The organism is Blautia sp. CGZ-1-C1 (genome assembly GCF_056504575.1).
The window spans coordinates 41,049-53,540 of record NZ_JBWLUT010000054.1 but is presented as its reverse complement, the minus strand read 5'-3'; the positions used below and the strand labels follow the sequence as shown (position 1 = coordinate 53,540).

The 12,492-nt window shown below is 37.8% G+C and carries 8 protein-coding genes and 2 pseudogenes; all 10 read right to left on the bottom strand.

Annotated elements, in window-relative coordinates; translation table 11 throughout:
• Positions 1-36: 36 nt before the first annotated feature.
• Positions 37-1,002 (bottom strand): S1C family serine protease, encoded by a 966-nt coding sequence (locus AC058W_RS03660; RefSeq protein ID WP_479389725.1) that lies wholly within the window; start codon positions 1,000-1,002, stop codon positions 37-39.
• Between the two features lie 169 nt (positions 1,003-1,171).
• A complete protein-coding gene (locus AC058W_RS03655; RefSeq protein ID WP_117676601.1) occupies positions 1,172-3,742 on the bottom strand; it encodes a DUF5722 domain-containing protein in 2,571 nt (856 codons plus the stop codon).
• Between the two features lie 315 nt (positions 3,743-4,057).
• Complete coding sequence (gene lepB / locus AC058W_RS03650; protein WP_117676600.1) at positions 4,058-4,627, bottom strand: signal peptidase I; 570 nt, start codon at positions 4,625-4,627, stop codon at positions 4,058-4,060.
• Positions 4,628-4,963: 336 nt separating this feature from the next.
• A pseudogene (locus tag AC058W_RS03645) lies at positions 4,964-6,524 on the bottom strand (aminotransferase class I/II-fold pyridoxal phosphate-dependent enzyme).
• 1,404 nt (positions 6,525-7,928) lie between these two features.
• On the bottom strand, positions 7,929-9,173 hold the full coding sequence (locus AC058W_RS03640) for a 3-isopropylmalate dehydratase large subunit (RefSeq protein WP_117676598.1): 1,245 nt from the start codon (positions 9,171-9,173) through the stop codon (positions 7,929-7,931).
• Positions 9,174-9,190: 17 nt separating this feature from the next.
• Positions 9,191-9,682, bottom strand: coding sequence for a LeuD/DmdB family oxidoreductase small subunit (locus tag AC058W_RS03635; RefSeq protein ID WP_117676597.1), 492 nt, complete (start codon positions 9,680-9,682; stop codon positions 9,191-9,193).
• Positions 9,683-9,781: 99 nt separating this feature from the next.
• Complete coding sequence (locus AC058W_RS03630) at positions 9,782-11,032, bottom strand: 3-isopropylmalate dehydratase large subunit (RefSeq protein WP_118411350.1); 1,251 nt, start codon at positions 11,030-11,032, stop codon at positions 9,782-9,784.
• Between the two features lies 1 nt (position 11,033).
• Positions 11,034-11,516 (bottom strand): LeuD/DmdB family oxidoreductase small subunit, encoded by a 483-nt coding sequence (locus AC058W_RS03625; protein ID WP_117676595.1) that lies wholly within the window; start codon positions 11,514-11,516, stop codon positions 11,034-11,036.
• Positions 11,517-11,669: 153 nt separating this feature from the next.
• Positions 11,670-11,921: pseudogene (locus AC058W_RS03620) on the bottom strand (adenosine deaminase); the annotation flags it as partial.
• 53 nt (positions 11,922-11,974) lie between these two features.
• Positions 11,975-12,403, bottom strand: coding sequence for a cytidine deaminase (gene cdd / locus AC058W_RS03615; RefSeq protein ID WP_118411351.1), 429 nt, complete (start codon positions 12,401-12,403; stop codon positions 11,975-11,977).
• Positions 12,404-12,492: the final 89 nt, after the last annotated feature.

The following is a 12,492-nucleotide window of genomic DNA, read 5'->3' as shown; positions in this document are numbered from 1 at the left end:
TGGAAGTCTCATTCATCAGATTCTGAAGAATATCGGTTACATCAGAAATTGCAATCGCATATCCCATACCTTCAACTTCTGTAGATGCAAGTTTTGCAGAGTTGCATATCCTACAACTTCACCTTCCATATTTAAAAGAGCACCACCACTGTTACCAGGGTTAATTGCCGCATCTGTCTGGATCAGATTTACACCGTCACTGCTGTCATCGCTGCCATCAGTTACTGTACTTTTTTCAGAATCCATTCTACGGTTCTTAGCACTTACAATACCAGTAGTAACAGACTGTCCATATCCAAGAGCATTACCAATTGCAACTACCTGCTCACCAACTTTAAGGTCATCGGAACTGCCGATCTTTGCAACAGAAATAGCATCCATTGTATCATCCTTAATATCATCCAGTGCTACAGATACAACCGCAAGGTCTCTCTCTTCATCAAAACCTTTTACAGATGCCTCTACAGCATTTCCATCTGCAAATGCAACAGACAATGTATCTGCATTCTCTACTACATGGTAGTTTGTAGCAATCAGAAGTTCATCATCATTCTTACCTACGATAATACCTGAACCGCTGCCCTCTACTTCCTGTTCCTGCTGCTGTGGAGCATATCCATACATTCCGTACATTCCATAATAGCTCTGTACTTCCTGAACTGATTTAGTTGTGATAGATACGATAGATGGAAGTGCCTCCGCTGCGATATCAGATATATCCAGGCTTCCTGTTGTCTTGCTGCTTGTATCTTTACTGTCATCTGCTTTAGAATCGCTCTCATCTGAATCTGCTTCTTTTTCAGATTTAGCAAATGTTAAAGTTGTCTCATTTTTATTTGATGCAGCCTCTACTGTTGCTGCTCCATCCCATCCTGCAAGTTTATTTACACCCTCAAAGCTTCCTGCTGCAAGTCCTCCTACAAGCACTGCACATAAGCTAAATGTAAGACCTTTCTTAACGATCTTTCTGATTTTATCATTTCTATTGTCTTTATTCATCATAATAAAGTCCCTCCCTGAATCTATATCAATTCCATAAAACAATATGTATTTTTTTGTTTTACTTTTATTTCTCTCTGTTTCCTTTTGATGCTTCTAAGTATAGAAATCATTTGTGTTCTTTGTGTGGGAAAAATGTGTTTAATTTGTGACGATTTCATATATTTCCGCTTTACTTCCGATACATACTGGAAATTCTTTTTACATTATATCCCGGAATCTGTGCTTTCCAGTTCCCCACCTGACTGCTTAATACCTTTTCCGTATACTTCAGTGAATTGGAACTATCCATATTACTAAAGACATTAAATGCTGTTTTCTTCTTACCGTTGGCATCTTTTAATCCCATCGCCAGACCCTGAGCTACTTCATGAGTCTCATCTTTATAGCTTCTTACAATAAATGCATCAATCATCGGATTGCAAGCCGCCTTATAATATGCCAGCGCCAATGCTGCTGCCTGATTTGCCTGTCCACCTGTAGAAGAAAATCCCTGTTCAGAAAGAATCACTCTCGTATTGGAACCATATCTGCTCTTCGCATAACTAGTCAATGTGTCAATATTTCTCATTGTAATGAATGTTGTGGAATTGGCATCGCTGGTAAACATAGATGCATTTGCCCCAGACCAGAACCGAGAATCTGAAAGCGGTTGATTATAAGCATGATATGCCAGATTCCAGTTAACATTCTTCTGTATCTCAGAAATTTTGGTTGCAAAATTATCTAAAGTTGATTTTGCGCTGTAGCAGACACTGAATGCATTTTTCTGGTTCCAGCAGTTATCAAGGCAGATAAATACTTTAGAACTTCCGCGGCTGCTGCGAACTGCATTATACAGACAGCGGAATGCTTCACTGTACATGGAAATAAATTTAGAGAAGCTTACATTTCCTACATAATAATAACCACTTGCACTATTCACTTCATTTCCCAGAATCCAGTTACTTATATAGCAATTATTTCTGCCGAATTTCTCTCCCAGATATGCAAACATTGCCTCCATTGTCTGTCTTGTCGCAGCGTTGTCTGTATTCCATCCATAGTAAGCAGTCTCTGCATATGGGCTGCTTCCGGTTGTCAGACTCTGTGTACTTGCATTCTTGTCAATACTGATCTGTGCCGTCACCTGGATTCCTTTTGCATTACACTGCTGAACCAGATATTCATATCCATACAGCCCATTAAAATGGTATGTCTTTCCGTTATACTTATAGGTTTCTACCCCACTGTCTTTTCGCATCAGATCTGATATATACAGATTAAAAAATACATTCTTGGACTTTGTATCAGTCACTTCGCTAAAATTCGTAGCCTGAATTCCTTTTTTTGTTTTTGGTACAAAATATGCTGCTGTATTTGAGCTAAGTTTCTCTGGATTGCTGACATAACTTTTGGAACTGATTACTGTATAAGCAGTCTTGGATTTCTTTACTCCCACTGCAAATTTACCCTGCGTATATTCCGGATGCCCGGAAATATCCAGTTTAAATGCAACTTTTCCATTTGACATCTCAGGTTTCTTAACCTTAGCTGCCGCTTTCTTCACTTTGCCGGAATTGGAATCTACATATAACAGATAATAATAATCATCCACACTTTTTACATAATTGGCAATATTTGCAGATGCAGTGATTGTCTTTGCTTTTGTTCCTTTCAGTGCAGTCAGTGACGCCGCCTTTGCTGAAGGATTAACTTCCTTTATCCACTTTGCATATAAAGTAACCCTGCCCTTTGATCCTTTTTCAATCACATCTATTTTTTGTTTGTACTTACTGTCTGTATACCATCCCACAAAATGATATCCTGAACGTGTGGGCTTTTTTAGTTTTATTTCAGTCTCTCCAGTATACGTTTTGGGGTTAGACGTGCTGTTTTTTCCCTTATTAAGTTTATATGTAATTTTATACTCTGCTGCTTTTTCCCAGATTGCATATAATGTTATGGTTGTTCCGGTTGTCGTTTCAGATGTTACCATTTCTGCTGTCTTCGACTCTTCTGTTTCTTCTGTCCATTCAGGTTCTTCAGCTAATGATGCACTTTCCATTTTTTCTTCTTCAACGGATAATATCTGTGCTGTATTTCCAGCACTTTCTACCGTTGGATTAAGACCTTCTGATTCCATTTCTCCCATTTTCTTATCTTGTACCACTGAATTCGTATTTGCCGAATCTAAATTTTGCATTGCCGGATTTTCACTTTTCAAAAGCTTGCTGATGGAATCTCCCGGTTTATAGGCTTCTCCGCTTCCATCTTCTTTTGTATTCCACTCTTTAAAAACATATCCGGCTTTTCCTTTTAATGCTTCAGGTGCTTTTGCGTCATTAATATCTGCATATGCTATCACATACGTTTTTTCGATTTTTCCTTCACTGTAAAGCTGTATTGTATATCCTTCGACTGCCTGCCCGGTATTTACTTCTTTTTCCCTTTCAGACTGTTCTGGCGTTTGTTCTTTTGTATCATTTAAAATAATATTTTTCGATCCATTCTCTCCGTCTGATATATCCTCCATTTCCTTCTTTTTTTCAGATTCTCCTGTATCAAATTCATATTTTTCGTTATTCTTATCACCTGTTCTATTTCCCGATTCACTTTCCGAATTATCTCCAAACACATCAGCTACCGTTTCGCTGCTTTCTGCCGAAAACTCTGATGCCCACAATATCTGCTGCGGTACACCAGATGGTATTATCATAGATGCTGCCAAACCTATTGCCATAAACTTTTTCCATTTTCTCATGCTTTCTTTCCCTCTCTTTACATACCAAATATAAGAAGCCTATCGGATATTCACAATCCATTTTGCTCCCCAACCTTCTCAAACAACTACTTTATAATTTGTCAAGAGTCACCTGATTATTATAGTAATTCTATATCTAATAATTAGCTTTTTTTATAGTATAACATTTGAAAAATCTTCATACAATGAAAAAGAACTACTGGTAAAAAATCATCAAGTAAAGTAAAAAAACTGTCAAAATTAACTTTTTCACCAAAAATCTTTGGAGAAATCAGTTAATTTTAACAGTCTTTTTTCGACTTTCATGCTATTGCTTTAATCAACCGTTCCTATTTTGTTTAGCGGCCAGTAACGAACTGCTACTTCTGCCACTATCGCATCTTTCTCTACAAATGTATTCTGCCAGTATCTTGAGTCCATACTATGATTTCTGTTATCTCCCAACATGAAATAACAACCATCAGGAACCGTATACGGTCCAAAGCTTCCCTCTGGTGTTTCCGGGCAAAAGCTGTCATCTAATGGTTCTTCCGAATCATTGATGTAAACTTTTCCATCCACAATATTTACCGTTTCACCAGGCAGGCCAATTACTCTTTTTACAAAAAGCTGAGATGGATCATCCGGATACTTAAATATTACAATATCAAATCTCTCCGGATCCTTCGTCTTATATGCAAGGCGATTACCAAATACCCTGTCTCCTGTCATAATTGTCTGTTCCATAGATCCTGACGGCACTCTTGCATTGATATATACAAAGTGTCCTAACAGGAATGCTATAACAAAGACAACGAGAATAATCTTTGCATAGTCCCATAAATCTTTCCAGACAGACTGACTTTTGTTCTCCTGCTCTGCCTGGCTTTTTTCTTCATTTTCCATCTTCCGTCGTACCTCCAAAATTCATGCTATTGCATCATTTATCAATAATATAACATTTATTATCTTTAAATATGTAATAGCTGTTTTGCAAACGATGCATTGGATATAGTTTATCACATCTATTTCCTATTCACCATTAATTTTTTATAAAATTTACAACAATGCCGTAACATCTTAATTAAGTAAATACTAAAATTTATAGCTGATGTTTCACGTGAAACAATATTTATTTTTAAGTTATTCAGACAACTATGCTCAATTAAAACCTTACAATAATTATTCTCTGCTGAAAAAATAAGCGTATATGTTTCACGTGAAACATATACGCTATTTTCGTTATACTTCCTGCTGATAATGTTCCAGGAAATCTCTGATTTTTCCTGCTGCCTCTTTTAAAACCTCTATTCTCGGTAAATAAACTACCCTGAAGTGATCTGGCTGCTGCCAGTTAAATCCACCACCATGTACAAGCAGGATTTTCTTCTCTTTTAACAGAATCCAATGCAAATTTTTCATCATTTACAATATTGAATTTCTTTGTATCAATCTTAGGGAACATATAAAATGCCGCCTTGGGTTTAACAGCAGTAATTCCCGGGATATCTGTCAGTGCATTGTAAATATACTCCCTCTGCTCATAAATACGTCCACCTGGAACAATATAACTTTCTACACTCTGATGTCCTCCTAATGCAGTCTGAACAATGGACTGTGCCGGTACATTAGAACAAAGTCTCATATTTGAAAGCATCTTGATACCTTCTATATAATCTTTTGCAATTGCTTTATTACCGCTAAGAATCATCCATCCAATTCTAAATCCGGCAATCATATGTGATTTTGATAATCCACTAAAAGTAACACAGAATAAATCCGGAGCCATTGATGCAATAGAAATATGTTCTGCATCATCCATTACCAGGCGGTCATAAATTTCATCAGAGAAAATAATCAGATGATGTTCTCTGGCAATATCAACAATCTGCTGCAATACTTCTCTTGGATATAATGCACCTGTTGGATTATTTGGGTTGATAATAACAATTGCTTTCGTCCTGCTGGTAATCTTTCTTCTTATATCATCCATATCCGGATACCATTCTGCCTGCTCATCGCAGATGTAATGTACAGCTTTTCCTCCTGCCAGAGTAGCGCATGCTGTCCATAACGGATAATCCGGAGACGGAATTAAAATCTCATCTCCATTGTCTAACAAAGCTGACATACTAAGATTTATTAACTCGCTGACTCCATTTCCTGTATAAATATCTTCGATTGATACATTAGGAAGTTTTTTCAGCTGAGCGTACTGCATGATTGCTTTTCTGGCAGAAAATAAACCTTTTGCCGGAGAATAGCCTTCACATTCTGTCAGTTGCTGTCTCATATCATAGATAACTTCATCCGGTGTTCTGAATCCAAACGGTGCAGGATTTCCAATATTCAGTTTCAAAACCTGAGTTCCTGCATCTTCCATACGTGCAGCCTCCTCTACAACAGGCCCTCTTACGTCATATAGTACATTATTTAATTTTGATGATTTCTTAAATTCACGAACCTGTGCTTCCTCAACTGCCTCGTTATTATTTTCTTTCATATTATTATAGTTGTAATCAAATTTCATATTTTCCATCTGAAACTCTGCCTCGTTTGTCTCTTTCTTTAATGTTTCTACTGTTACATCATTTCCTTTTAACCAATCGACATCTACCTGTAATGTATTTGCAAGAAAATGAAGAATTTCTGATCTTGGAGTTGTTTTTCCACTCAAATACTGGCTTACATGGCTCTTTCCAAGCTTTACACCCTGTTCAGCCGCCGTCTTAACCAGATCGATCTGCTTCATATTTTTCTGTTCCATTGCTATCTTCAATCGCTCAGCAAATTTATTATTCATATAAAATTACCTCCCAGCTTACTTCTCAACGCATAATATTGTTTATTTTACTATAATCAAACAAATAAAATCATCAGCTTCGCTACTTACTTGATTCAATAAAGTCAAAGGATATTCGCAATCAAAGCAGGGGGACTTCCTTGATTTGGTCAAATTAGAAGTAATAATTTTCATATCTTTCCATATATTATATATAGAACCAAAATATATCTTTCCCCAGAAACTTTTATCACTCTTCGTAAAAACTATTATTATTTTAAAAATATGTCCAAGTAAGTTCAACATAGTTCACTTTTTTTATGTTGCGCAACCATATGTTCTGTTCATTTTGGAACCCGCAAGATTACGCAATTTTTACTTTGTAAGTATACTATAATTGAACTAAAAATTCAACGATAACTTTCACATTTTTTTGCAATTCAATTGATTCCTACTTTTGGTTCAATTTGTAGTTTAATTTTACTTTGAACTATATTGAACACTTTATTAACATGTTTAAATATTGGTTCAATTAGTTCATTTTATGCATTGAACTAATATTTAAACTTACTCTGAATTTTTCTTCGTGTTTTAGTCATTAGTTCAATCATGTTCAATTTTAAAGTTCAAGCGTAATTCAGCTTATTTTCCCATTTATTTCGCTATTTATTCAAAATACCCTTATTATCACGCTTAATACGGTTCAATTTTGCTTATTTTTATCTTATATCCTATATTTTTATTCTTATTTTAATGATTCCGAAGTGACTTTTTATATTCTTCATCCCAAAAGAATTCTGCCTATAGGATTCTTCGCCTTCGATGAGCCCCTGTAAGCAGCATCCGCTTGCTGCCGCAACATGCTCCCGCCTGATAGGACTTTTTGATGTGATTTTATGTACTAGTGTGCCGACAAGTTGATTCTTGAAGCAATCTTGCAGGATAAATTTTCTTATTTTAAGGCGGAGGAAATCATCCTGCGTCAATATAGCAGAAACTTAATTTTCGCTGTACTAGGAAATTTATTTGGAATTTCTATTACATAAAATCACACCAAAAAAATCCCCTGCTCTGTATAAAACAATAAGCAAGGGATTTCTTTGATGTCAGTCACATAATAACTACACATCTCATATTTAATTTTTATTCGGTACTGTAAATTATTATGCTTATATCTTGTCAATCGGATATTCGCAATCCGCTTTCGCTACTTGCTCATAACCGAATAACTGCTCCGCAGTTTATCAGGAGGGGCTTATACCCCTCCTGATACAAGCAAGTCCCACCCACTGCTTATTGCTTCTCGCAATTGAAGCAGGGGACTTACTTAATTCGGTTAAATTCACTCAATCTCAGTGTTTAAAGTATATTGTAGCACTATTTATTGTACTGTAAATATTTTCTATCCTGTTTATAGCCCTTTTATTACTCAGGTTTTACAATTTTACCTGCCACAGCACAAGCTGCTGCTGTTTTTGGAGATGCCAGATAAATTTCTACTTTTGATGTTCCCATACGGCCAAGGAAGTTTCTGTTATTTGTGGCTACTACGCGTTCTCCGTCTGTAAGAATTCCGCCTGTACGACCACAACATAATCCGCATCCAGGATGTGTGATAATAGCTCCTGCCTCTGCAAGTACATCCATAATTCCCATATCTATCGCCTGACGGTATATTTTGCGGCTTGCAGGCGTTACGATCAGTTTTACATATTTTGCTACCTTCTTGCCTTTTAAGACCTCTGCCGCAGCTTTAAGGTCCTCCAGACGACCGTTTGTACAGGAGCCAATGAATACCTGATCAATTTCCGTTCCTTCAAGGTCACTTACATCTCTGATCTTGTCTACCTGAGAAGGACATGCCATAACAGGCACAAAGTCTTCTGCGCGATATGTAATCGTCTTTATATATGTTGCATCTGTGTCTCCTGAAAGGCTTTTCTGGAAATCATTTAACTCTATCCCGCAATATTCTGCTGTCTTTTCATCTGGTGTAAATAATGCACATTTAGCACCTGCTTCAATTGCCATGTTAGCCATTGTCATACGGCTTGCAACTGTCATATTTTTCACTGTACTGCCAGTAAACTCAAGCGCTCTGTAAGTTGCGCCATCAGCTCCCAGATCACCGATCAGACGCAGAATAATGTCTTTTGACATAACATTCTCCGGAAGTTCTCCGTCAACTACTACTTTGATGGTCTCCGGAACCTTGATCCACATCGTTCCTGTTCCCAGGATACTTGCCATTTCTGTATATCCGATACCTGAAGAAAATGCACCAACACAACCATAAGTAGTTGTATGGCTGTCTGTACCAAATACAATATTTCCTGGTTTTACATAGCCTGCTTCTGTCATTAACTGATGACAGATTCCGTCACTTCTGTGAACATTTTTCATGCCATATTTTTTTGCAAAAGCATCTCCTGCATGGAAATGCCTTGTATCATCTAACTGACTTGCAGGAACCAGATGATCATAGATAAGGACAACTTTATCTGGATCCCAGAGCTTCGTAAAGCCCATTTCCTCGAACTTTTCTGCTACGAATGGAATAAATATGTCATGAATCATAACTCTGTCTACATTGACCGTTACGATGTCTCCTGGCTTTACTGTTTTTCCAACATTATTTCTTATGATTTTCTCAATAACTGTCTCGCCCATTTACTTCTCCTTTCTCATTAATCCAGTCCGTTTAATTTACGCATGGCTTTTACAAGTCCGCCTGCCTGGATAATACTCATCAGATTCTCTGGAAGAGAAGCAATTGGATATTGTTTTCCGTTATAATCTACGTGTTCATTCATTACTACAGTTACTTCATCGCCTTCTTTGATATCATCATGAATATCTGGCTGCTCAATTAATAAAAGACCATTGTTAATGGAATTTCTGAAGAAAATTCGTGCAAAAGACTTCGCAATTACGCACTGAATTCCCAGTGCTTTGATAATTTCCGGTGCCTGTTCCCTGGAAGATCCGCATCCAAAATTCTTTCCGGCAACAATAATGTCACCTTTCTGAATCTGACCTGCCAGTTCCGGACGCAGAGGACTGAATCCATACTGTTTCATATCGTCAATTGTTTTCAGTGCCAGATACTCTGTAGGAATAATGATATCTGTATCAATATCATCATCCAATACCCATACCTTTCCTGTAAATTTTTCCATAATCTTACCTCTTTATTTCTATCTGCATATTTATGATATCAGGGGCAAAAGACCTTTGTCCCTAAAATCATATTTATTATAAGTTTCACGTGAAACATTTTATACTTCACTTGCTAACGCAATCTTTCCGGCAATAGCAGACGCTGTAACAGTTGCAGCTGAACCCAGATATACTTTTGAACTTGGATGTCCTGCACGTCCTTTGAAATTACGTGTTCCTGTACTGATCAGAACTTCATTTTCGCCAATAACACCCTGGCAGCTTCCCCAGCATACACTGCAGTTCGGATTCATAACAATGGCTCCAGCGTCCATAAACACATCCATAAGGCCTTCTTTTAATGCCTGACGGTAAATAGTCTGGCTTGCAGGCACAACGAGGAATCTGACGCCCTCAGCCACCTTCTTGCCTTTGATGATTTCTGCCCCGACACGAAGATCTTCAATACGTCCATTGTTACAGGAGCCAAGGAAAGCTTCATTAATTTCAATTCCACATGTTTCTTCTGCCGGAACTACATTATCTACAAAGTCCGGTTTGGCAACTACAGGACGAACTTTTGATAAATCAAATGTATATTCTCTTGCGTAAACAGCATCCGGATCACTGTGATAGATAGCTTTTGGCTCACGTCCATGTTCTTTCAGATACTCAATTGCTTTCTCATCTGCTTCGAAAATACCAGTCTTAGCTCCGGCTTCTACTGCCATGTTGCAAAGTGCCATACGATCACTGATGCTGAGTGTTTTTGTGCCTTCCCCTGTAAACTCCATAGCCTGATAATTACATCCATTTGCTCCGATTTCACCGATAATAGTGAGGATTAAATCTCTCGCATAAACTCCTTCCGGAAGTTTTCCGATAAGATTGAATTTTACACTTTCAGGTACCAGAACCCATGATGTTCCTGTAACCATACCATACAGGAAATCTGTGCAGCCTACACCTGTTCCGAATGCTCCCAGCGCTCCATAAGAGCAGGTATGGCTGTCTGCACCAAAGATCAATTCACCTGGACGAACATAGTTCTCGATCATAACCTGATGGCAAACTCCCTTTCCTTCCCAGAAATCAATATTATTTTCTTTCGCAAAATCTCTCATTTTCTTCTGAGAAGCAGCCGTTTTCGGACTGTCTGAAGGTACATTATGGTCCACGATAAACACAAGTTTGCCTGGATCTGCAATATGCGGATTCTTTAATTTATTGCGGTACATATCAACGGTAAGATGTGTTGTTCCATCATTACTCATTAGACGGTCAAGTTTAACTGTATGGATATCTCCCGGTTTTACGCTGTCAACACCGGCTGCCGCAGCAATAATCTTTTCTGCAATTGTCATTCCCATCTTATTTTTCCTCCTTATTCAGAGATGCGATCAGACCGCCCTGATTTAAGATATTCTGCATATACTCCGGAAGTTTTGTGCAAGAATAAGTTTTTCCATTTGCTTCAACCGTTCCCTCTGACATATGAAGAATCATCTGATCACCTGTTTTCACTTCGTCCGGAAGATCTTTACAAACAATTACCGGCAAACCAATATTGATTGAATTTCTGTAAAAAATTCGTGCAAAAGATTTCGCTACAACTGCCTGTACTCCCAATGCTTTTAATACACCAGGCGCCTGCTCTCTGGATGAACCACATCCAAAGTTCTCTCCACCTACTACAAAATCACCAGATTTTACTTTCTTTGAGAAATCCGGATCCAATGATTCAAAAGCATGTCCTTTCATCTCATCCAGATTCGGAAGTAGCAGATACTGTGATGCTATGATCTGGTCTGTATCCAGATCATTATGAAATTTGAAAATTGTCCCTGTTTCCATAAAAATCATTTTCCTTTCTGTATCATTTATCTTTATGATTTGTCTTTATCATTTATCTCGCTTTAGCGATTTATTCAGATAAACTCTTTTCCTATTTTAGCACAAAAGACTAATGATTGAAAATGTCTTTTACAAAAAATGGCCTTTGCATTTTTCTCTGCTCATGCCTCTCAACACATCATATCCGGCTTCTTCCAGACCTTTTTCATCCATAATGCATTGTCCCGGCAATGTGAATTTTTCCAGATATTGTGCAAGACTGGTACAGTCATCTGATACGCTCAGTTCCTCCTGGTGTACTTCTCTTCCCAAACGCTTTTCTATAAATTCACGACTGAGTGACCCATCCAGATGGCAGTGCAATTCTATCTTGGGTAATGCGATCAGTTGTTCCTGTGTCGTGATGTTTCTCCATTTCGTATTTCGTATATACTTTAGTAAGTGTTTTGAAAAAGGCTTTATGCCAGGTTCATTGGACCGAATCCCAGTGGCAGCAGCTCTTTCAGGGTATAAATATCATAATGTTCCTTATCCACTGCCAAAACAATCTTAAATGTCTCCGGGTTACAAAATTCCATCATTACCTGTCGGCACACACCGCATGGAGCCGCGTATTCGGTCAAAACACCGCCTTTTCCGCCAACAATGCAAATCGCATCAAATTCCTTTATCCCCTCGCTTACAGCCTTAAAGAACGCAGTTCTCTCAGCGCAGTTAGTAGGTGTGTATGCTGCATTTTCAATATTACACCCTGTATAGATTTCTCCATTCTTCGCAAGCAGTGCTGCGCCAACTTTAAAATTGGAATATGGTGCATAAGAAAATTTCAACTGTTCAATTGCTGTCCCGATTAATTTATCAATCATCGTTTTGTCTAAGTTCTGCATAATCTACACCCCCGTTAATTACTGTCTTTATTTTTCATTATCAAATACTTACCTTGCGTAATTATTATGTCAATCGGATATTCGCAATC

Bases quoted from the DNA above. Each gene is read 5' to 3' on its own strand.
- AC058W_RS03625 (WP_117676595.1), bottom strand. From the start codon at position 11,516: ATGGAAACAGGGACAATTTTCAAATTTCATAATGATCTGGATACAGAC.
- AC058W_RS03655 (WP_117676601.1), bottom strand. From the start codon at position 3,742: ATGAGAAAATGGAAAAAGTTTATGGCAATAGGTTTGGCAGCATCTATG.
- AC058W_RS03640 (WP_117676598.1), bottom strand. From the start codon at position 9,173: ATGGGCGAGACAGTTATTGAGAAAATCATAAGAAATAATGTTGGAAAA.
- cdd (WP_118411351.1), bottom strand. From the start codon at position 12,403: ATGCAGAACTTAGACAAAACGATGATTGATAAATTAATCGGGACAGCA.
- AC058W_RS03635 (WP_117676597.1), bottom strand. From the start codon at position 9,682: ATGGAAAAATTTACAGGAAAGGTATGGGTATTGGATGATGATATTGAT.
- AC058W_RS03660 (WP_479389725.1), bottom strand. From the start codon at position 1,002: ATGATGAATAAAGACAATAGAAATGATAAAATCAGAAAGATCGTTAAG.
- AC058W_RS03630 (WP_118411350.1), bottom strand. From the start codon at position 11,032: ATGGGAATGACAATTGCAGAAAAGATTATTGCTGCGGCAGCCGGTGTT.
- lepB (WP_117676600.1), bottom strand. From the start codon at position 4,627: ATGGAAAATGAAGAAAAAAGCCAGGCAGAGCAGGAGAACAAAAGTCAG.